This is a genomic window from Massilia sp. UYP11, from assembly GCF_050434805.1.
GTDB lineage: Bacteria > Pseudomonadota > Gammaproteobacteria > Burkholderiales > Burkholderiaceae_D > Telluria.
On the sequence record NZ_JBNDJE010000022.1, the window covers coordinates 48656 to 68707 of the forward strand.

Here is a 20052-nt window from a genome sequence, read left to right on the forward strand (position 1 = left end):
ACGCGTCCGGCGCGACCCGGGGCCACGCGGAAGCGCCGGCTTGCGACGCGGACAGGACTCAGGGGAGGCCGTACCCTCCCCGGCAGATGCTCAGAGCGCGGTCTGGGCGTCGGCGGCGGCAAACATCTTGTTGATGTCGCCCGAGGTGACCGGACGGCTCGGATCGCGCTCCGGCGCCGCGCCGCCCAGGCCGAGGGCCGGCTCGATGCTCACGTGGGTGGCCTGCGCCTTCAGGGCGCCGACGGTGCAGTTCTCGCGTCCCAGGACCGAGAAAGGATCGTAGGAGAACTCGCGCATCGCGTTCAGGTGCGTGATCTTGTCGATGACCTCGTCCGACAGGTGCTGCGCCTGGCTCCAGAACACGTTCGCCGAGTTCGGCCAGGTGCAGTCGGAGTGCGGGTAGTCGCATTCCCAGGTGACCTTATCGACATTGATCGAGTCGAGGTTCTTCAGGCCGAACGCATCCTCGATGAAGCAGGTGATGAAGTGCTCGTTGAAGATCTGGCTCGGCTTCTTGCCGTCGAAATTCGAGTTGGTCCATTCGTGGTGATGGCTGTGCGTGAAGTCCGCGCGCTCGAGCAGGTAGGGAATCCAGCCGATGCCGCCTTCGGACAGGGCCATGCGCAGCTTCGGATACTTCTTCCACATCGGCGCCCAGATCCAGTCGGCCGCCGAATTCGAGATCGAGATCGGCATCGAGGTGATCCAGGCGTCGATCGGGGACTCGTCCGAGGCATGCGCGGCCTTGACGCCGGTGCCGATGTGGCAGCAGATGACGACGTCGTTGTCCGCGCAGGCCTTCCACAGCGGATCCCAATGCGAGTTGTGGATCGACGGGTAGCCGTGCACGGTCGGATTGTCGGACAGGGTCAGCGCATGCACGCCCTGGGCCGCGAGGCGCTTGACCTCGGCGGCCGCCGCCTGCATGTCCCACCAGGGCACCATCATCAGCGGGATGAAGCGGCCCGGCGCCGCGTTGCACCAGTCGTGCAGGTGCCAGTCGTTGTAGGCCTGGATCGCGGCCAGGCTGACCTCGCGGTCGTTCATCACCTGGAAGCGCTGCCCGGCGAAACCCGGAAAGGTCGGGAAGCACAGCGAGCCCAGCACACCATTGGCGTTCATGTCGTCGACGCGCGCCTTGATGTCCCAGGTGCCGCGCCGCATCTGCTCGTAGGAGAGCGGCTCCATGCCGTACTCTTCCTTCGGGCGTCCGACCACCGAATTCAGGCCCATGTAGCCGGTTGCCTTGTCTTCGAATACCCAGACGTCGCGCCCTTTGACGGTCTCGACTTTCGGCTGGCGGCCCTTGAAGCGGGCGGGCATGTGGCGGTCGAAAGCACCGCGGGGTTCGATCACGTGGTCATCCACGCTGACGAGGATAAGGTCTTCATATTTCATCGTTGTCTCCGAGGAAGGTATTCGCTTGAGCAGCGCTTGGTTTTCTCTGGCTTCATTCTAGAACAGAAATCGGATTTTATTAAACACTTTTTTCTATTCTGTTCATAAAATGCCCGATCGACTCAGTCCCAGACCACGTGGACGTGCTTCGGCCCACGCAGCTGGGCGCCGGTGATCTGCGGAGGCGGCATGTCCGGATCCAGCCGCAGGTTCGGCATCAGGTCGAGGATGGCGTTCACGGCCACCTGCAATTCAGTCTTGGCAATGAACTGGCCGATACACATGTGCGGTCCGAAACCGAAACCGAACGAGGGCTTGGGCTTGCGGTCGATATCGAATTCCTCGCTGTTCTCGAAGGCCTCCTCGTCGCGGTTGGCGGAGCTGACGATGCACTGGACCATCGCCCCTTTCGGAATCGCCATGCCGGCCAGCTCCAGGTCCTGCGCGGCCTGGCGCACTTTGAAGGTGGCGACCGGCTCAAAGCGGATCGCCTCGTCGATTGCCTTCGGCACCAAGCTGCGGTCCTGGTGCACCCGGTCCAGCAGTTGCGGGCGCTCGAGCAGCAGGGTCATGAGGGTGCCGAAGGTCCGCGTCGTGGTCTCGGCGGCGGCCGGCAGCAGCGAGCGCACGAAGGTGGTCACCTCGTGGTCGTCGAAGCTGCGGCCGTCGCTCTCGGCGCGGATCAGGCGGCTGATCAGGTCGTCGCCCTCGGCGCCCTCGCGACGCACCTGGACCACCGCCTCGCGGGTCGCGTCGTACAAGGCCTTGGCCGCGTCCATCGCTGCTTTGCGCGCCAGCGCGGCCTTCTCGGCGTCCACCTGCGGGCCGGCCAGGATCGCCAGCGCCCACGCCGCGTACTGCTTGATCTTGTCGGGGTCGTTGCCGGGGAAACCGATCAGGGCATAGATCAGGCGGATCGGGAAATACAGGCCGAATTCCATCAGGTCGGCCTTCTTCTTCGGCACCAGCGGAAGCAGGAACTCGTTGCGCAGGATCGGATCCATCTTCGAATCGCGCCAGCTGTTGACCACTTCGGGCATGAAGATCGGCTGCAGCAGTGCTCGCGCCTTCTTGTGCGCTTCGCCGTCCATGCCGGTCAGGATCAGGCCATCAAAGAATGCGCCCAGGCCTTCGGCGATGAAGCCGCTGGTGTAGTTGGCGGCGTCGCGCAGCACCGCCATGGTTTCCTTGTACTTGAACACAGTAAAGGTCGGCCGGTTCGGGTCCAGCCCCGCGATGTTCGGCACGCCAAGCCTGCCCATGAAGTTCTCGGCGATGATCGGCGAATTCCTGCGCATGTCGCGGTAGATCGCATGCAGGTCGACGTTCTCGCCGCGATAATTGTCGGCCACGCCCGAATAGGCGCTCTCGAGGCTCACTTCCTTCACACTGCTCATGCTGTCATCTCCTGTTGTAGTCCGGCGAGCGGCCGGCCATTTGTTGAACACTTTTGCAGATAGTGCTCTATTTCTGGAGAATTGCCAAGCAGTTCCGGGAATGCCCCGGCTTCACGGGATCATCAGTCCCCCGTCAACGGCGAGCGTCTGGCCGGTGATGAAGCGCGCGCCCTCGCCCATCATGAAAACGACGAAGGGCGTCATGTCACGGTCCGGCTCGCCCAGCCTGCCGCCGAGCGGAATCAGGCCGGCCATCATCCGGTCGTGCGCGGCGAGCGCCCCGGCGTCCAGGCGCGCCCGGTGTGTCTCGTACATCGGCGTCCACATCCCCGGCGCCGCCGCGTTCACGCTGATGCCATGCCTGCCCCATTCCTTGGCAACGGTACGGGTCCAGCCCAGCACGGCCGCCTTGGCGGCCGAATAGTGGGCGCAGCCGGGCAGGCCCATCACACCGGCCGCCGAGCCGAAGTTCAGGATCCGGCCGCCTTTCGCGCTCAGGTAAGGAAAGGCCGCCTGGTTGGTGTTGAGCGTGCCGCGCGCATTCACGTCGAACATCAGGTCCCAGTCGGCGTCGCCGATCGATTCGGCCGGCGCCGCGCGCTCGATCCCGGCGATATTCACGAGCCCATCCAGCCCGCCGAGCCACGTGGCGGCGGCCTCGAAGGCGGCATCGACCTCGGCGCGCCGCCGCACGTCGCAGCGGTAGTAACGTGCTGCCCCGGGACCGGCCCGGTCCGCGCGCGCCGCCTCCTCGCTGCCCGCGGCGTCGTTGACGTCCATCGCGGCCACCCGCGCACCCGCCGCGACCAGGCCGCGCAGCACGCTGGCGCCGATCCCGCCGGCCGCGCCGGTAACGATCAGCCGTTTGCCATTCAGTTCCATGCTCTCTCCTTCAGGTAGGTTCTTCTTGTCGATCCGTTCATGGCGCGACCGGCCGGATGCGCCGCGCCTGGATGCTGCCCATTCCCAGCGCTGCAGACATCAGCCAGAACAGGACGGTGGCGCCGGCGGCTGTTCCGACGGCGCCGAACAGCAGCGGCATCGCGGCCATCGAGGTGTGGATCGCCATGGAGCGCAGCGCCAGCGCTTCGCCGTGGCGTCCAGGCGGTGCGACCTCGTGCAGCGACGCGAGGATCGCAGGCTGTACCACGCCCAGCGCGACGCCGAGCATGGCCGCGCAGGCAGCCATGGCCCAGGCGCTGTGCAGCAACGGATACGCGCCGAACACCGCGCAGGCGAGCAGCATCGCGCCGGCCAACAGGGTGCCGCTCGCCAGGCGCCCGGCAAGCAGCGGCATCAGGAGGCGCGCCAGCATCGAGGCCGCCGCGTAGGCGGCGAGCACGGAGCCCAGGGCGGAAGCGCTCAGGCCGCGCTCGACGCCGAGCAGCGGCAACGCGAATCCATGGACGTCCCAGCAGACCGAGACCAGCCAGCTGACCAGCAACAGCCGGCGAAACGGCGCCTGCCGCAGCAGGTCCCACGCGGAAGCCTGGCGTTTCGTCGGCACCGCAGCTGCGGCCGTTACTTCGGCCGGCGCTTCTGCCGGGACCGCCCGCGCCGCCAGCAGCGTCGCCGCGGGCAACAGCGCCAGTGCCAGGAAGGCTGCTGAAAATCCCGCCTTGTCGATCAGCACGCCGGCCAGCATGGGACCGACCAGGCCGGCGATTGCGGGCGCCAGCGCGATCCAGCTGAACACCCGCAGGCGCGCCGCATCGGTGCTGGCGAGCCGGCTGGCGCTGCGCTGGATCGCGATCATCCCGAATCCCGCCCCCGCGCCGCTGAGGGCCGCGGCCGCACAGAGCGTGAGCAGGCTTTGCGATGCGGCCGCCAGCAGCGTTCCGGCCAGCGCGCAGCAGGCCGCGATGCGCACCGGGAGGTGGTAGCCGCGCCGGTCGGCGAGACGCCCTGCGGGCAAGGCCAGCAAGGCGGGGAAAACCGCAAACATCGTCATCACCAGCCCTACCGACCAGGCCGACCGGCCCAGCGCCAGCACACCCAGCGGCGCGGCCAGCCGTACGCCCTGGGCGCAGGCATGCAGGCCGACCTGGCATGCGACCATGGCCGCCAGCGCGCCGTGCACGGACGCTGTGTGGACCTTTGCGTTACGCATGAGTCCCCTCGGTCGAGGACAGCGCCTGGCCAAGCAGGCGTAGCGCCGAAGCATGGTGTCGCACGCCGGTTCCATGGTCCGCCTGGCCGGCGCAGGACCGCGCATGGCTGGCTTCGAGCATGATGCCCAGCTTGAAGCGTGCCAGCGTGAGGTACCAGTCGAAGGCCGACAGGTCGCGCCGGCTGCCTTCGCGGTAGCGCTCCACCAGTTCGGCGCTCGATGCCAGTCCCTGCGTCGGCGTGACCCGGATCGTCCCGGCGCCGCGTCCCTCGGCATCGGGCCAGGTGGCGACCAGCCATCCCAGGTCGAGCAGCGGGTCGCCTATCGTGGCCAGCTCCCAGTCGATGATCGCGGCGAGCACCGGACGGTCGTGCCTGAACATCACATTGCCGAGGTGATAATCACCATGCAGCAGGCCAGGGGTGAAGTGCTTCGGCACCCGTTCGCCCAGCCACTGCGCCACCTCCGCCACGCCGGGCAGCGATTCCGGCCCCGGCCAGCCCGCGTACTGCCGGCACGCGTCCAGGTGGCGCAGCCAGCGCGGAACCTGGCGCTCGAGGAAGCCTTCGGGCTTGCCGAAATCGTCCAGGCCGACCCGGCACGGGTCGATCTCGGCGAGCCGCAACAAGCCGTCCACCATCGACAAGCCCATCTCCCGGCGCCAGCCGGCCCGTTCGGCGTAGCGCCCGCGCAGGGGATTCGGGGTGGCCGTGAAGCCGTCGACAAGCGCCATCAGGTAGAACGGCACACCCAGGACGGCGGCGTCGGCGCAGGAAGCGACCAGGGCCGGGTGCGGCACCGCGCTGCCGGACAGCGCCTGCAGCAGGCGTGCCTCGCGCAGGAAGCCTCGCTGGACCTCCACTGGCGCGCCCTGGGGCGGGCAGCGCAGCACGTAAGCCGGTCCGGTGCCGCGCTCAAAGCGCAGCAGCACGTTCTGGGTGCCGCCGGTCAGCGCCGTGACACGTCGCAGCTGCCCTACCCCGATGCCCTGCGCATCCATCCAGCGCGCCAGCGCATCCAGGTCGGGCCGCCCTTCGCGAGCCGCGCCGCTCATCCGAGCACCGGGCGGAATTTTTCGGCCGCGGCGGCGGCGGCGGTCGGGCGGTGATAATCCGGGAACAGGTCCTCGCAGGCTTCGTAATCGCGCAGCAGATGGCGCGCAAGGGTCACCTTGTGCACCTCGGTAGGCCCATCCGCCAGCCCCATCTGGTAGGCACGCACGATCAGGCCGACGAAGGGCATCTCCGTCGAGACGCCGATCGAGCCATGCACCTGCAGCGCACTCGACGCGATGTCGTGCAGGACCTTGGGCATGGTCGCCTTCACGGCGGCGATGTCCTTGCGTACCATCTGATAGTCGTGATACTTGTCGATGCGCCAGGCAGTGCGCATGACCAGCAGCCGGAACTGTTCGAGCTGGATCCAGGCGTCCGCAATCTTCTCCTGCACCATCTGCTTGTCCGCCAGGAGCGAGCCCTGCGTGCTGCGCGAAAGGGCGCGCTCGCACAGGGCGTCGAGCGCCCCCTGTGCCTGGCCGATCACGCGCATCGCATGGTGCACCCGGCCGCCCCCCAACCGCACCTGCGCGATGGCGAATGCGGCGCCCGGTTCGCCCAGCAAGCAGTCGGAGCCGACCCGCACCCCGGCGAAATTCAGGTAGGCGTGGGTGGCTTCCGGGTCGTCTGCGACCCCGACATTCCGGATGATCTCGATGCCTGGCGTATCGGCCGGCACGACGAACATGCTCATGCCCTGGTAGACAGGAGCATCCGGGTCGGTGACCGCCATGACGATGAAGAATGCCGCGTAGCGTGCGTTCGATGCAAACCATTTTTGTCCGTCGATGACCCAGCCGTTGCCATCCCTTACCGCGCGCGACGTGAACACCTTGGGGTCGGCGCCGCCCTGCGGCTCGGTCATGGCGAAGCAGGAAACGACCTCGTTGGCCAGCAGCGGAGCCAGGAAGCGCGCCTTTTGCTCCTCTGTGCCGTAGGCCGCGAGGATTTCGCAATTGCCCGAATCGGGCGCGTGGGCGCCGAAGACGATGGGCGCGAACAGCGCGCGCCCCAGGATTTCGTTCATCAGGCCGAGCTTGACCTGCCCATAACCGGCGCCGCCCAGTTCCGGCCCGAGGTGGCAGGCCCACAGGTTGCGCTCGCGCACCTGCCGCTGCAGCGGACGCACCAACAGTTCGAAGCGCGGATCGTGGATATTCCACGGGCTGCCCAGCACATGCTCGAGCGGCGCCACCTCGTCGCGCACGAATTGCGCCATCCAGTCCAGCGCCGCCTGGAACGCCGCATCGGTTTCGAAATCCCATGCCATCTCAGTCTCCCGTGTTCAGTCTTATGCAAGCAGCAGGCCGCCGTCGACCAGCAGCGTCTGGCCCAGCACGTAGGCCGCAAGCGGCGAAGCGAGGAACAGCGCCGCACCCGCCATGTCGGCGGGCGTGCCGAGGCGGCCCAGCGGTATCTTCCTGAGCGAGGCTTCGAGCCGCTCGGGGTCGTCCGTGGTGACCCGGGTCAGTTTTGTCGCGACCAGCCCCGGTGCGATGCCGTTGACCCGGATGCCGTCGCGGGCCCAGGCTTCGCCGAGCGTGCGGGTCAGGCCGAACGCGCCGGTCTTCGATGCGTTGTAGGCCGGCGTCCCCACCGTCGAGTGGAAGGCCGCTGCGGAGCTGACGATGATCATCGATCCGCCCGAGTGTGCCAGCATGTCGTGGAAGCGGTCGCCGCAGGCCATCAGGCTGACCAGGTTCACGTTGACGACCTCGCGGAATGCGGGCAGCTTGAATTCCTCGCGGCGGTAGCGCACGATGCCCTGGGCGCATACCAGCACGTCGAGACGGTCGAACGGTACTGCCACCGTGGCGATGGCGTCCGCGTCTGCGACGTCGACCCGGGCGTAATGCAGGCCTTCCAGGTCCGAACCGGGTTCGCCGGAATAGTCGCCCGCGTGCGACCGCGTACCCCATATGTGCACGTCGGCGCCGCGCGCGCGGAAGGCCTGGGCAATGCCGTTGCCGATGCCGCTGGAGCCGCCGACGACGAGTACGGTCTTCCCGGTAAAATCGAGTTCGTTCATGGGTTCCCTGTGAATGGTGTCGTCAGGACGGTCAGCCCCTGGCGCTCCAGTGCATCGACCTGCGCCGGGGCGAGTCCGAGCCGCTCCCAGACCTGGGCGCTGTGTTCGCCCAGCGCCGGCGGCGGACGGTCCAGTTTCAATGGCAGGTCGCCGAAGTCCCAATAGGCGCCGACCTGTTCAAGTTCGCCGTACACCGCATGGCGGTAGCGCGCATGCAGGCCGGCCGCGGCGCAGGCGGGGTCGTCGAGGAAAGCCGCGCCCTGCGACTCCAGCACCGGCTCGGCCGGCACCGCCGCGTCGCGCAGTGCCGCCAGCGCGCGTTCCCGCGGCTGTGCAGCGAACCATGCCTCCCGCTCCCGGACCGAAGCGCCGGCCAGCCCCGCGAGAGCCTCCCGTTCATGCGCGTCGAACGCCGCCACCGCTAGCCAGCCGTCGCTACAGCTGTACAGCCGGTGCTCCGGCGACAGTCCGGTCTGGTCCGCGTCGAGGTGTGCGATCGGCGTAGTCGCGCCGTCGGGCAGCATCACGGCCTCGGCCACCGTCGGCAGGGTGGCGCCGAGCAGGGACGAGGCTACCATCTGCCCCTCCCCGGTCTCGATCCGGCGGTAATGCGCCAGCAGCACGGCGAACACGGACGACAGCGCGGCCAGGTAGTCGCCCACGCCGAAGCGCAGCCACATCGGCGGATTGCCCTGCCCGCCGCATTCGACCTCCCAGCCGCAGGCCGCTTGCATCAGCTGGTCGAAGCCCGGCCAGTCCTTCTGCTCTCCCTCGGGTCCGTAGGAACTGATATGGCAGAACACCAGCGCCGGCTTGATCCGGCTGAGCGCCGCATGGTCGATGCCGAGCTTGCGCGCCGCGGGCAGGCGGATGTTGTGGTGCACGACATCGGCCCAGCGCACCAGTTTCCCGAGCGCCTCCTGTGCCCCTGCCTCGCCGAGCTTGAGCGCGACGCCAAGCTTGCCGCGCTGGGTACCGGCGAAGACTCGTTCCAGCCTGCGCATGGCGTCGCCCGCCGGCGGTTCAACCTTGATGACCTCGGCGCCGAGGTCGGCCAGCAGCATCGTGGCAAAGGGACCGGCCAGGTAAGCGCCCAGGTCGAGCACCTTCATGCCGGCCAGCGGCGGCATGGATGTTTCGGCTGCCTGCGGCGGCGCGGGTACCGGCGGCGTCGCCGGCGCTCCGGAAAGCGGTGCGGGTTCCTGGCCTGCCAGCGGCCCTCGCACCCGCGGTGGTGGCTGGGTCAGGTAGGCCGGCCCCGGCTGCAGCACCCTTCCCCGCGCGCGGTCTTCGACCTCGACCACGTAGCCGTTCGCACGCGCCTGGGCGCTGGCGTAGATCGCGCCGAAGGGGGCTGCGACCTGGGCCGCGACATCATGTTCCCAGAAGTGGCGGACCCAGTCGCATGCCGGCCGGGTGGCCATGATGGCCTTGTTGGCCCCGAAATTGGGCGCCACGTGACTCGGTGGGTACTTGGCGTTTTCCGCCGCCACGGCGTCCGGCCCCATGCCGGCCAGTGCTTCCGCCATCCACGGCGCCTTGTCGGGCGAGTAATGCACGTGCACCCACGCGCCATCGGCGCACTGGTGCAGCGGGATCGGCGTGTCTTTGGACAGCCCCTTGGCGAACACCGGCGTCGGGCGTTCCGCACGCGCCCAGTGCATGCTCATCGGCGCAAGCGCCGCCTGCGCCAGGCTGGTATGCGCGGCGCCGCCGCGGCCATCGCGCCGGCGCGCGACCAGGCGGGCCATCACGCCGATGGCACTGAACCAGGACGCGAGCCATCCGGCGAAGGGCATGCGCACGAACACCGGGCCAGGGCGGTGGCCGGGCTGCTCGTCCAGCAATCCAAGCCGCGCCAGCACCAGGGTCTCGCGCGGCGGCGCCTCGACCAGAGGATGCCTGCGCGGCCAGCCTCCGATCGCCGACACCACCAGGCGCGGATTCAGAGCGGCCAGAGACGCATCGTCCAGTCCATGTGCCGCGGCCTGCGCCGGGGTGAGGTCATGCAGCAGCACGTCGGCGCCCATGAGCAGTCCGGACAACGCCGCCCTGCCGGCGGGCGTATCCAGGTCGAGCGCGAGCCGTTGCTTGCCGCGGTTGAGTACCGAGAACAGGACCGAATCGGCATCGTCCGACATGGCGGGCGTCTCGACCCGGATCACCTCCGCGCCGGCCTCGGACAGCTGCAATCCGGCCGCCGGTCCCGCGATGCCACTGGCGAATTCGATCACCCGGATCTGGTGGAGAATCGGTTTGTCCATCACGTCCCCGGCTCGTAGGCCTGCTGCACGTACGTCATGCGCCCGCCTGCCAGCATCAGCGCGCAGAACATGTTCAGCTCGACGATTTCAGGCGTGGTGTAGTGGCGCTTGAGCGCATCGAACACGGCATCGTCGATGGCGATGTAGTCGGCAGCGAACAGCTCCGCATAGCGCAATGCAGCCTGTTCCGCCGGGCTGAAGCGCGCGTCGCCGGATGCCAGGCAGGCAATGTCCTCCTCGCTCACCGAATCATCCTTGCGGGCCAGTTGGCAGGCCTTGCACGTCGTGATGGAAGCAATTCTCAGTCGCACCAGCTCGCGGAGACGTCCCGGCAGCAGGCCGCGCAAATGCATGGTTTCGAGTGTGGCGAGCCAGGCTTCGGCGATTTCCGGGCGGTGGGCCCAGACCTGCACCGGGACCGTCGAGCTGAGCATCCGGGTGGCGCGTCCGCGCTCGACTGCCGCGGCCAGGGATGGCGGGAAGCCGGCAAGCGGAATGGTCGGCAAACGCGTCATGCCCGCCTCCCGTCGGCACACCAGCCGCCCCACTGAAGAAGCCCGGTCATCCATGTCTCCTGAGCCGCTGTCGCTCGTACGATCTGGCGCGGCCTGAATTATTGTACAGAATCGCTAGTTCTGTTCAATATATACAGGTTTCCGGAAAATGTCGACTGCCTTCGGCGACGGACTCAGGGCCTGTCGATGAAATAACGCACGTGCAGCCGCCCTTCGCCATCGAAGCGATAGAGCTCGATCGTTTCGATGGCGCGCTCCGTTCCCCTGACCAGATTCCGGTTATGGCAGGCGGCTTCGTTCCCGTTGACGATGAGCGCCAGTTCGTCGATGGCGACGGCGGCGTTCTGTTTGGCCCACATCGCTTCCAGCACCGGCCAGCCGTCGCAAGCCGGCTGGCCGACGTATTCGATGGTCAATCCGCCAGGCGCAGCCTCGCGGTAGGCCGACAGGAAGCCTGCCTTGTCGCCGGCGTTCCAGCATGCGGCCTGGGTGTGGAGGAAGCGGCGGATGGCGTCTGCGTCCATGCTCATGGGGATACTCCTGTCATCGGTGAACCAGTGGCCGGCAGGTCGGCGCCGGGTACATCGCGGGCGCTGCCGTTGCGCCGGTCGGTTTCGCCCCAGCCCAGGGAACGGTCTGGCTCGCGCGTGTCGCCGGCGCGGCGCCAGCGTCCCTCCTGCTGCGCCGTGATCGGGAAGCCGCCCACGAAGTCGACCATTTCGCCCTTCGGGTCGGGCACGAACTCCCAGCGCTCGATACCGTCCAGGACGATGTGCGCGCTGTCCACGAAATACGATCCGGGCTTGTGGACGACCTGCCCCTCGATGTCCGTGGTGCAGCGGATCTCGCCCTTGTGGTTCTGGAAGATGGCATAGCCAAGGTTTCCGTGCCCGACCATGAACGAACCGCTGTCCCAGCTGCCGTCGGTATAGACGGTGGCGAAGGTCCACCAGATCACGTGCATCTTGTTGTTGACCACCAGGTCTTTCTGGAAGTGAATCGCCCCGCCTTCGGCCATCCAGGCCTGGTCGAGGGTGATGATGCCCTTCACGGGCCGTCCCTCGCATGTGCCCGCGACATCGTACAGCTGCGACACGTAGAAGGTTCCCCAGTCGCGGCCCGGCAGGTACCACTGCATGCCATTCCCGAGCAGCTTTCCGTCAAGATCGAACAGGCCCTCCTCCCTCCAGCTGAACTGCGTACCGGAAGCCGTCAGGCGCCACGGATTGCCGGGCTCGCCATCCAGGCTCGACCACCCGGCAGTCCCATTGTCCAGCCAGCGCTGCGGAAACATGGTAAGTGCCTGCCCGCCGCTCTTCGCCTTGTCGATGCGGATATGGTTTCCGTCGCCGACCCGGGTCGACTGGTAGATGAACTTGGTCGGGTTCGGGCTGCTGCCGGGCGCATTCAGGGCGCGCACGAAGGCATAGATCTCGCCGTCGCGGTCGCGGACGCAACCGAAAGGCATGTGCTTGGTCAGCTTCAGGCCGAAATGGTCGCGCAGGTCGGCCAGGCCCTCGCCCGTGACCTGCTGGGGAGCAACCAGGCACTGGTAGTCGAAGTCGGCCCGCTGTGGAATCGTCTTGAAGGTCTTCATGGGCTCAGTCCCAGAGGACGTGGACGTGGGCGGCGCCGCGCAGCTGCGCGCCCTCGATCACGGGCGGCGGCTGGTCGGGATCCAGGCGCAGGTTGGGGAACAGGTCGAGCAGCGCATTGACGGCGCAGTTGAGCTCCATCTTGGCGACGAACTGGCCGATGCACATGTGGGGGCCGAAACCGAAGCCGAACGAAGGCTTGGCGCGGCGGTCGATATCGAACACGTCCGGATGCTCGAACACTTCCTCGTCGCGGTTGGCCGAGGCCACCATGCACTGGATGAACGCGCCTTTGGGTATCGTCACGCCATGGAACTCGACCTCTTTCGCCGTCTCGCGGACCTTGAAGGTCGCCACGGGCTCGTAGCGCACCGCCTCGTCGATCAGTTTCGGCACCAGGGCGCGGTCGGCGCGCACGCGCTCCAGCAGCCCGGGCGTGCTCAAGAGCAGCGTCATCACCGAACTGAAGGTACGGGTCGTGGTTTCGCCGGAGGCAGGCAACAGCGAGCGCACGAAGGTAGTCACCTCGTGGTCGTCGAGCATGCGCCCCTCGTGCTCGGCGCGCAACAGGCGCCCGATCAGGTCATCCCCCGCGCTGCCCTCGGCGCGTCGCCGCACCACCACCGCGTGGATGGCGTCGTACAGCAGCTTGACCGCGATGCCTGCATTGCGCCGCGCCTCCTCCGCCTTGCTCGGGTCGATCTGGTTGCCGCCGACCATGGCCAGCGCCCACGCGGCATATTGGCGGTACTGCTCGGTGTTATCGGTCGGGAAACCCATCAGCGCATACATCTCGCGGATCGGGAAGCCGAGGCCGAACTCCATCAGGTCGGCCTTTTTCAGCGGCACCATCGGCTCGAGGAAGTCCTTGCGGATGACGGCGTCGATCTGGTCGCGCCATCTGTTGACCGTCTCGGGCATGAAGGCCGGCTGCAGGAGCGCACGCACGCTGCGGTGCTGCTCGCCGTCCATCGCCAGCACGATCAGGCCGTCGAAGAAGGCGCCGAGGCCTTCGGCGATGAAGCCGCTGGTATAGCTGTTGGCGTCGCGCAGCACCGCCATCACGTCCTGGTGGCGGAACAGCGCGAAGGTCGGGCGCGTCCCTTGCTGCATCCCGGCATTGGTCGGCACGCCGAACTGCTGGATGAAGTCGCCCACGAAGATCGGCGATGTGGCGCGCGCCGCGCGGCAGGCGGCATGCAGGTCGCCCTTGCCCTTGTAGGTCGCGGAGACCGAGGAATAGGCGCTTTCCAGGTCGAGATCGGCAATATCTGTGCTCACGCTTGTCTCCTTTATACTTGAACATTTTTAAGAATGATGTTCACATAGTAGCCCGCACCAGTTGCGCCAGGACGGCTCCGGCCGCCAACTTTGTTTGACCCCGAGTCAAGTGCCCTGCTCCCGAGCGGGGGAACCGATATCTCGAAGACGACACCATGGACCAGCAGCCGACCAGTTGTATGCCCTTGAAGCCCCTGCCGAACAAGCGCGACACGCTCAGGCGCATCGCGGAGGCGGCCCGGCGCGAATTCGCCGGCAAGGGGCTGGCCGATGCCCGGGTCGATGACATCGCCCAGGCGGCTGGCGTGACCAAGCAGCTGGTCTACCATTATTTCCGCAGCAAGGAAGAGTTGTTCGCCTGTGTCCTGGACGAGTCCTCCGCGCAGGCGATGAGCGAACTGGTGAGCCTGGAGCTGGCCAAGCTGCCGCCGCGGGAGGCGCTCAGGGCGCTGCTGCGGCAGATGATCCAGCCTTACCATGACGGTGTGCTCGCCAGCCTGGCACAGGAAGGCGTTCGCTTTCATGAAAGCCGTGCGACCCCGCGCAACAGTTTCATGGAACTTGCCCCGCGCCTGCGGTACAAGATGAAGGAAACGATCGAGCGCGGCATCGCCAGCGGCGACTTCCGCGCCGACGTAGATCCCGACATGGCGCTGGCACTGGCTGCGCTGGCAACGACCGGCGCCTGGGTCAACCGTTATACGGTGTCGACACTATGCGGCGTCGACGTGGCCAGGGCGCCCGATGCCGACGCATGGCGCTGTTTTTCGGTGGAGTTCGTGCTGTCGGCGCTGGAGCACGAACGCACCAGCCAGCACCCGCTGGTGCGCGCCGGGGCCCCGCTCAGCGCCTCAGGAAGCGGCTGACGCGGCGCGCGGCGATCCGTCCCGGCAACCCGTTGATGCCGCCTCCGGGATGGACGCCGGCGCCGCCGAGGAACAGGCCGGCCACCGGCAGGCTGTCGCCCCCGAGCCCTGCGGCCGGGCGCATCAGGGCGCTGCGCGCCGGGCTGGTATCGATGTGCACCACGCAACCCCGGTGCACGTTGAGACGTTCGGCCAGGTCCGGCGCCGCTTCGATCCGGCGCCCGATCTCGTACTCCCTGAGGCCGTCCATATACTGGGCCGCATGGTCGATCACCTGTTGCCCGACCGCGGCGCGTATCGCGTCCCACCCCTCGCGCGGTTCGACCGGCATCGCGACCGGGTAGAGGTAGGCCACGTCCTGCCCCGGCGGCGCCTGGCCCGGATCCACGGCGCTCGGCGCGGTGATCCACATGTAGGGCAGCGGCGACACCTCGCCGCGCGCGGCCGCGCGGAAGTTATCCAGCACGGCGTCGGCGGTGCCGATCAGGAGCACGCTCTTGCGCAGGCTCAGACCGTCCGGCCGCATCGCTTCATGGCGGCTGTAGCCGACCTGCCCCGAGAGCGCGACATCGACCTTCAATGGCGAGGCGCCGTGGCCGTTCGCCGGCGCCAGCGCGACACGGGTCAGCGTGCGGCGGTCGAGCACGCCGGGCGTCACCATCTCCAGCGCCATCTTCGGATGGATGGAAGCGATCACGGCGCGCGCCCTGACCACTGCGCCGCTCTTCAGGCGCACGCCCCTCGCGACGCCGTCCTGTGCCAGGATTTCGGCAACCGGGGCGTCGAGCATGATCGTCCCACCCAGCTCGCGCAGCCGCGCCGCCAGCGCGTTCGACAGCGTCTGCATCCCTCCCACCGCGCGCCCCAGGCCGAACCGGTGGATAAAACCGAGCAGCGCGAAATAGATGCCGGTGGCCTCGCCGGTGATCGGACCTGCCGCGCCCAGCAGGCAGCACAGGGCCGATTGCGTCACCGGATGCTCGAAGCGTTCCATGATCGAGGTATGGGCAGGGCTGCCGATCAGCGCCATCAGTTCCGGCTTGAGCGCGCGGTTCCTGAACATCGCACGAAACGCCTGCCATTTGGCGCCGAGATTGCGCTGGGCCGGGTCGACCCGCATCATCGGGATCGCCACGTCGATGAAAGCATCCACCAGCTTCATCAGCGACACGAACTCGTCGGCGTCGCGTGCGGAGAAGCGGCGGATCTCGGCCGCCGTCTGCGCGGCGCTGCGGCCGAACACCAGGGAACTGCCATCGGGGTGGAGGTAGACGTAGCCGGGGCTCATCTCGACCTGGCGAAAGCCGTGGCGCTCGAGTTGCAGCTCCTGCGGCATCATCGGGTGCACGCGCAGCGACATCAGGTCGAGCGCGCAGGGGTGGATGAGATGCTGCGGAGCCTCGGGAATCAGGTAGCCGCTGGAGGCCATGCCGCCCACCTTCTCGCGGGCTTCGATCACGAGCACCTTGCTGCCCGCTTCGGCCAGATAACACGCCGCGGCCAACCCGTTGTGTCCACCGCCGACGATCGCCACGTCGTATTCGTTCTTTGCCGCTGTCATGCTGTCTCCTCGGGGTTCGTTTCGATATCCGCAGGATTGAAGCATGGGACCGGGCGCCCGGTCCGGAGAACGGTTTTACCTGAGGTAAAAGCCGGGGCCCGTCAACGGCGCGCGACGCGCCCGGACAGCAGCATGATGACGAAGCGTTCGACGCGGCGCATCAGGTTGCGGCGGTCCGCGCCGGACGGCACCAGCACGTCGCTCAGGATGAAACGCACGATCAGCTCGCAGATCAGTTCGCGGTCGAGCGTGATGCCGCGCCGTTCTTCCCACGCATCGAACACCGGGGACAGGACGTCCTGGAAGCGATGGACCGAATCGTGGAAGATGCGCTGGAACCAGCGGGTCGCATAGTCCGGCGCGACCAGCAGCAGGCGCCGGGCGCGGCTTCGCTCCAGGTAGTCGTCGACAAAGTTCAGCACGGCCTGGAAGCGCTCGTCGGGATCCTGGTAGGGGCCCACGGCTTCGATCAGCCGGGCATGGAACTGGTCTCGCTTGTGGCGCGAGAATGCGTCGAGCAGGTCGTCCTGGGAAGAGAAATAGCGGTAGAACGTGCCGCGCGAGATGCCGCTTTCCTGGCAGACGTCGAGGATCGAAATCCGGTCGGCGCCGGATTGCAGGATGATCTCTTCCGTCGTGGCGAGGATCTTGGCGATCGTATCGCCGGAGCGCTTGTTCAGCTTGACCGGCAGGGCACCGGTGCGTACCGCCGGCTTTTTCACCTTCTCGGCCGGGGCCGGCGCCGCTGCCGGCTTGGCGCGCACGCGAACGGATTGTGCGGCCGGCGCCGCGTCCTGCGCGGTCCCGGCCTGGCTTGCTCCGGGTTTCGCCCGCGCCGCCTTCGCACGCACACCTGGCGCCGTCGTGGCGCTCGCGCCCGGCGCGCGTTTACCAGCTGCCTTCACGGCGGTCGTCGGCTTCTTTGGTTTGACGGCAGTCGTCATCGATTCACTCCGCTCCGCGCATTTTTTCGAATCCGGATTGTAACGTAATGACAGGTTCATTAGAAGCCGGCACGTAGGGCGGAATCGCAATACTTTGACACTTTCTGCGATTCTGTTTATATTCATATGACAAACAAACGCAAGGGAGCCCGGCGGGCCATTCGCCGGGTCCTCACAAAGGAGGCAAAATGGCTGGAATGGGCAATCCCGAGACCTGGTCGCTGGGACAGCAGGACACCGTCATCGCCGCGCTCGACCGGGCTGTCGCGGCCCATCCGGAGCGGGTACTCTTCGACTTCGGCGGCGAGTTGACCACCTACGGCGAGTTTGATCAACTGTCGACACGCCTGGCCCATTCGCTGGCGGGACTGGGCCTGAAGCAGGGCGACACCATCCTGACCATGCTCGACAATAATATCGATGCCGTCACCGGATGGGTCGCCGCCAACAAGCTGTGCGCCGTGAGCGTGCCGGTCAACACGGCACTGCGCGGCGAGTTCCTGCGCCACCAGATCGCCGATGCGCGCGCCCACATCGTGATTTGCGAGGCCGATTATGTGGAGCGCATCGCCCAGGTGGCGGAGGGCCTGCCCGACGTCACCCTGATCCTGTATCGCGGCGCCCTGGCCAGCCGCCCGCCCTGCCCGGTGCGCATCGCCTCGCTCGACGAATACCGCGGCGCCTGCGACGACCCGATCACCGTCAAGCCGGCGCCATCCGACCTTGCATGCATCGTCTATACCTCGGGGACGACGGGCCCGTCGAAGGGATGCATGCTCAGCTATAACTACATGTGCAACCTGGCGCGGCTCCAGCTGCGTGCAGGGCCGGCGACCGACAGGGACGTGACGATCACGCCGCTGCCGCTGTTCCACATGAATGCGATGTGCGTCGGGGTGCTGGCGAACATCCTGGTGGGCGCCCGCGTGGCCATCGTCCCGCGCTTTTCGGTGTCGAACTTCTGGCCCGAGGTGGAGCGAAGCGGCGCGACCATTGCGTCCATCCTCGGTGGAATGGGAGGGTTGCTGGCGCAGGCGCCGGACAGCGAGGCGATGCGGCGCTGCGTGGGCCAGATCCATACCGTGCGCGGGAATCCGTTTACGGAAGAAACCAAGCGGATCTGGCGCGAGCGCTTCGGGGCGCGCCAGGTCGGCGGCAACGGCTATGGCCTGACCGAAGCGAGCGTCATCACCTCGCTTGCAGCCGGCGAATATGCCGCGCCTGGCTCATCCGGCAAGCGCATTCCGGACTTCGATGTGCGCATTGTGGACGACCTGGACCGCGAGCTGCCGGCGAATACGCCTGGAGAGATCGTGGTGCGGCCGCTGCGGCCCGACATCATGTTCATGGGCTACTGGGGACGTCCTGCCGACACCATGAAAGTCATGCGCAACATGTGGTTCCATACCGGGGACATCGGCAAGTTCGACGAGGACGGCTTCTTCTACTTCGTCGATCGCAAGAAGGATTACCTGCGCCGGCGCGGCGAGAACATTTCCAGTTTCGAGATGGAGTCGGCATTCGCCGCCCATCCCGAGATCGAGGAAGTCGCCGTCCATGCGGTCCCATCCGACAAAGGGGAGGACGACGTGAAGGTGACCGCGATCCTGAAGCCGGGCAGCAGCCTCCAGCCGGAAGCCCTGTTCCACTGGGCGGTCGATGCGGTGCCGTACTACGCCCTGCCCCGCTATATCGAATTCCGCGAGTCCATGCCGAAGAACCCGCAAGGCCGGGTCCTGAAATACCAGCTGCGCGACGAAGGCTGCACCGCTGGCACTTGGGACCTGGAACGGACCGACATCAAGGTCAGCAAGCGCTGAACAGACAGCATCGATCACTCACCGAACAGGAACGTACATGAGCATACTCACCCATTTCACGCTTGGAACGCACGACCTGGAGCGTGCCATGCACTTCTATGACCAGGTACTGGCGCCGCTGGGATACACGCGCCTGCTCGAGATCGAAGGTCGTATCGCAGGCTGGGGCCTCGGCGCGCCCCAGTTCGTGGTGGGTTATCCGCGCAACGGCGAGCCTGCAACGGCAAGCAACGGGCTGACCATCGGCCTTGCCGCCCCCAGCCGCGCCGCCATCGACGAATTCCACCGTCGCGCGCTCGCGCTCGGCGCGAGCGACGAAGGCGCCCCCGGTCCGCGTCCCTTTGCACCGAACGCCTATGCCGCCTATATCCGCGACCTCGACGGACACAAGATCGCTGCTTCGTGTCGCCAACCCGAATAATCGGACAGCAAGGAGGGATGAGGGGCGCGTCGAGCAGCCGCCTGGCCAGCCCGGACCGGTCGCTATGAGACGCCCAACAATTTGCCGAGCGCTTCGAAACCGATGGGTTTGACGAGATGCGCCGCAAATCCCGCCGCGGCGCTGCGCTCCTTGTCGACCTCCTGCCCGAAACCACTCAAGGCGACATAGCGTACGTCAGGATTACGTCCGGTCTTTCGCATCAAGTCAACGAGTTCATGCCCGCTGAGGTCGGGCAGTCCGATATCGAGAATGGCAACATCCAGATGCCCCTGGTTTGCAGTGCTGCTTGCGCGGTATAGGCGGTCTTCACCTCATGACCATGGGCGCTGAGCCCTTCGGCCAGGGTGCCGGCGGCGTCGACATTGTCATCCACGACAAGAATGCGCTGGGGTTTTCCGGAAAGCCGCACCCCGGGAGAGGCGCTGCATGAAGGTCGCCGTTGTGTCGGAGGCCCGAGCCCATTCGCATACGGTCGCGAAAGCCCGGGACGTCTCTTCTGCCACCGATGCCGTGACCGCTCCGACACGGTCCACGTGTTCGCGAAAGTCGGGCTTTTGCAAGGTCTGCGAGCTACGCTGAATCACTTCTCGGAAGTCTCTGTTGGTCTATGCCTCTGAAATAGTAAGCGACCGTTTGACCTGCAGCGACAGCCTCATGACCGTTCCGTTCGCCAAGGAGATTGAACCGCCCCGGCTTTCGTGGAGGCCGGTTAGTGTGAGTCAGGCCGGGATAGCCTGACTGCTCAACTGCTTGTAATAGTTTGCCTCAGCTTCGG

19 protein-coding genes are annotated in these 20052 nt (G+C 66.9%); 3 read left to right on the top strand and 16 right to left on the bottom strand.

Annotation, left to right across the window (positions count from 1 at the left end; translation table 11 throughout):
* Positions 1–90: 90 nt before the first annotated feature.
* The 12 genes from ABIB38_RS21025 to ABIB38_RS21080 all read right to left on the bottom strand — a co-directional run bounded on the left by ABIB38_RS21025 (position 91) and on the right by ABIB38_RS21080 (position 13644).
* Complete coding sequence (locus ABIB38_RS21025) at positions 91–1398, bottom strand: amidohydrolase family protein (protein ID WP_313034625.1); 1308 nt, start codon at positions 1396–1398, stop codon at positions 91–93.
* A 122-nt stretch (positions 1399–1520) separates the two neighbouring features.
* Entirely contained in the window at positions 1521–2795 is a 1275-nt protein-coding gene (locus ABIB38_RS21030; RefSeq protein WP_429206646.1) for a cytochrome P450, read from the bottom strand.
* A 111-nt stretch (positions 2796–2906) separates the two neighbouring features.
* The gene (locus ABIB38_RS21035; RefSeq protein ID WP_429206647.1) at positions 2907–3677 is read right to left on the bottom strand and encodes an SDR family NAD(P)-dependent oxidoreductase; all 771 of its coding nucleotides are present in this window, start codon (positions 3675–3677) and stop codon (positions 2907–2909) included.
* A gap of 37 nt (positions 3678–3714) precedes the next feature.
* The gene (locus ABIB38_RS21040) at positions 3715–4905 is read right to left on the bottom strand and encodes an MFS transporter (RefSeq protein ID WP_429206648.1); all 1191 of its coding nucleotides are present in this window, start codon (positions 4903–4905) and stop codon (positions 3715–3717) included.
* Positions 4898–5959 (bottom strand): phosphotransferase family protein, encoded by a 1062-nt coding sequence (locus tag ABIB38_RS21045; protein ID WP_429206649.1) that lies wholly within the window; start codon positions 5957–5959, stop codon positions 4898–4900. The genes ABIB38_RS21040 and ABIB38_RS21045 overlap by 8 nt, the downstream gene beginning before the upstream one ends.
* Positions 5956–7230, bottom strand: coding sequence for an acyl-CoA dehydrogenase family protein (locus tag ABIB38_RS21050; protein WP_429206650.1), 1275 nt, complete (start codon positions 7228–7230; stop codon positions 5956–5958). Before ABIB38_RS21050 ends, ABIB38_RS21045 begins: the two co-directional genes overlap by 4 nt.
* A 21-nt stretch (positions 7231–7251) precedes the next feature.
* Positions 7252–7989 (bottom strand): SDR family NAD(P)-dependent oxidoreductase, encoded by a 738-nt coding sequence (locus ABIB38_RS21055; protein WP_429206651.1) that lies wholly within the window; start codon positions 7987–7989, stop codon positions 7252–7254.
* Positions 7986–10253, bottom strand: a complete 2268-nt coding sequence (locus ABIB38_RS21060) for a CoA transferase (RefSeq protein ID WP_429206652.1) — start codon at positions 10251–10253, stop codon at positions 7986–7988. Before ABIB38_RS21060 ends, ABIB38_RS21055 begins: the two co-directional genes overlap by 4 nt.
* Complete coding sequence (locus ABIB38_RS21065) at positions 10253–10768, bottom strand: carboxymuconolactone decarboxylase family protein (RefSeq protein ID WP_313031929.1); 516 nt, start codon at positions 10766–10768, stop codon at positions 10253–10255. The genes ABIB38_RS21060 and ABIB38_RS21065 overlap by 1 nt, the downstream gene beginning before the upstream one ends.
* A 173-nt stretch (positions 10769–10941) precedes the next feature.
* Entirely contained in the window at positions 10942–11298 is a 357-nt protein-coding gene (locus ABIB38_RS21070) for a nuclear transport factor 2 family protein (protein ID WP_429206653.1), read from the bottom strand.
* Complete coding sequence (locus ABIB38_RS21075; protein WP_429206654.1) at positions 11295–12365, bottom strand: hypothetical protein; 1071 nt, start codon at positions 12363–12365, stop codon at positions 11295–11297. Before ABIB38_RS21075 ends, ABIB38_RS21070 begins: the two co-directional genes overlap by 4 nt.
* Before the next feature lie 4 nt (positions 12366–12369).
* Positions 12370–13644 (bottom strand): cytochrome P450, encoded by a 1275-nt coding sequence (locus ABIB38_RS21080; RefSeq protein WP_429206655.1) that lies wholly within the window; start codon positions 13642–13644, stop codon positions 12370–12372.
* 179 nt (positions 13645–13823) lie between these two features.
* On the opposite strand from ABIB38_RS21080, the gene ABIB38_RS21085 reads away from it, so the two are divergent.
* The gene (locus tag ABIB38_RS21085; RefSeq protein WP_429206656.1) at positions 13824–14510 is read left to right on the top strand and encodes a TetR/AcrR family transcriptional regulator; all 687 of its coding nucleotides are present in this window, start codon (positions 13824–13826) and stop codon (positions 14508–14510) included.
* Here ABIB38_RS21085 and ABIB38_RS21090 read toward each other — a convergent pair.
* On the bottom strand, positions 14488–16071 hold the full coding sequence (locus ABIB38_RS21090; protein ID WP_429206657.1) for a phytoene desaturase family protein: 1584 nt from the start codon (positions 16069–16071) through the stop codon (positions 14488–14490). The two genes, ABIB38_RS21085 and ABIB38_RS21090, sit on opposite strands and share 23 nt — an antisense overlap.
* Before the next feature lie 101 nt (positions 16072–16172).
* Positions 16173–17015, bottom strand: a complete 843-nt coding sequence (locus ABIB38_RS21095) for a TetR family transcriptional regulator (protein WP_429206658.1) — start codon at positions 17013–17015, stop codon at positions 16173–16175.
* A gap of 188 nt (positions 17016–17203) precedes the next feature.
* Here ABIB38_RS21095 and ABIB38_RS21100 point away from each other — a divergent pair, with 188 nt between their 5' ends.
* Both ABIB38_RS21100 and ABIB38_RS21105 read left to right on the top strand, forming a co-directional pair.
* Positions 17204–18835 (top strand): ATP-dependent acyl-CoA ligase, encoded by a 1632-nt coding sequence (locus ABIB38_RS21100; RefSeq protein ID WP_429206659.1) that lies wholly within the window; start codon positions 17204–17206, stop codon positions 18833–18835.
* Between the two features lie 37 nt (positions 18836–18872).
* Entirely contained in the window at positions 18873–19256 is a 384-nt protein-coding gene (locus ABIB38_RS21105) for a VOC family protein (RefSeq protein ID WP_429206660.1), read from the top strand.
* Positions 19257–19318: 62 nt separating this feature from the next.
* On the opposite strand, the gene ABIB38_RS21110 is transcribed toward ABIB38_RS21105, so the two are convergent.
* Together ABIB38_RS21110 and ABIB38_RS21115 are read right to left on the bottom strand one after the other, a co-directional pair.
* Complete coding sequence (locus ABIB38_RS21110; protein ID WP_429206662.1) at positions 19319–19540, bottom strand: response regulator; 222 nt, start codon at positions 19538–19540, stop codon at positions 19319–19321.
* Entirely contained in the window at positions 19477–19650 is a 174-nt protein-coding gene (locus tag ABIB38_RS21115) for a hypothetical protein (protein WP_429206661.1), read from the bottom strand. The genes ABIB38_RS21110 and ABIB38_RS21115 overlap by 64 nt, the downstream gene beginning before the upstream one ends.
* Between the last annotated feature and the right edge of the window lie 402 nt (positions 19651–20052).

Excerpts from the sequence above, each read along its gene's own strand:
- ABIB38_RS21025 (WP_313034625.1), bottom strand. The coding sequence starts at position 1,398 with ATGAAATATGAAGACCTTATCCTCGTCAGCGTGGATGACCACGTGATC.
- ABIB38_RS21030 (WP_429206646.1), bottom strand. The coding sequence starts at position 2,795 with ATGAGCAGTGTGAAGGAAGTGAGCCTCGAGAGCGCCTATTCGGGCGTG.
- ABIB38_RS21035 (WP_429206647.1), bottom strand. The coding sequence starts at position 3,677 with ATGGAACTGAATGGCAAACGGCTGATCGTTACCGGCGCGGCCGGCGGG.
- ABIB38_RS21040 (WP_429206648.1), bottom strand. The coding sequence starts at position 4,905 with ATGCGTAACGCAAAGGTCCACACAGCGTCCGTGCACGGCGCGCTGGCG.
- ABIB38_RS21045 (WP_429206649.1), bottom strand. The coding sequence starts at position 5,959 with ATGAGCGGCGCGGCTCGCGAAGGGCGGCCCGACCTGGATGCGCTGGCG.
- ABIB38_RS21050 (WP_429206650.1), bottom strand. The coding sequence starts at position 7,230 with ATGGCATGGGATTTCGAAACCGATGCGGCGTTCCAGGCGGCGCTGGAC.
- ABIB38_RS21055 (WP_429206651.1), bottom strand. The coding sequence starts at position 7,989 with ATGAACGAACTCGATTTTACCGGGAAGACCGTACTCGTCGTCGGCGGC.
- ABIB38_RS21060 (WP_429206652.1), bottom strand. The coding sequence starts at position 10,253 with ATGGACAAACCGATTCTCCACCAGATCCGGGTGATCGAATTCGCCAGT.
- ABIB38_RS21065 (WP_313031929.1), bottom strand. The coding sequence starts at position 10,768 with ATGACGCGTTTGCCGACCATTCCGCTTGCCGGCTTCCCGCCATCCCTG.
- ABIB38_RS21070 (WP_429206653.1), bottom strand. The coding sequence starts at position 11,298 with ATGAGCATGGACGCAGACGCCATCCGCCGCTTCCTCCACACCCAGGCC.
- ABIB38_RS21075 (WP_429206654.1), bottom strand. The coding sequence starts at position 12,365 with ATGAAGACCTTCAAGACGATTCCACAGCGGGCCGACTTCGACTACCAG.
- ABIB38_RS21085 (WP_429206656.1), top strand. The coding sequence starts at position 13,824 with ATGCCCTTGAAGCCCCTGCCGAACAAGCGCGACACGCTCAGGCGCATC.
- ABIB38_RS21090 (WP_429206657.1), bottom strand. The coding sequence starts at position 16,071 with ATGACAGCGGCAAAGAACGAATACGACGTGGCGATCGTCGGCGGTGGA.
- ABIB38_RS21095 (WP_429206658.1), bottom strand. The coding sequence starts at position 17,015 with ATGACGACTGCCGTCAAACCAAAGAAGCCGACGACCGCCGTGAAGGCA.
- ABIB38_RS21100 (WP_429206659.1), top strand. The coding sequence starts at position 17,204 with ATGGCTGGAATGGGCAATCCCGAGACCTGGTCGCTGGGACAGCAGGAC.
- ABIB38_RS21105 (WP_429206660.1), top strand. The coding sequence starts at position 18,873 with ATGAGCATACTCACCCATTTCACGCTTGGAACGCACGACCTGGAGCGT.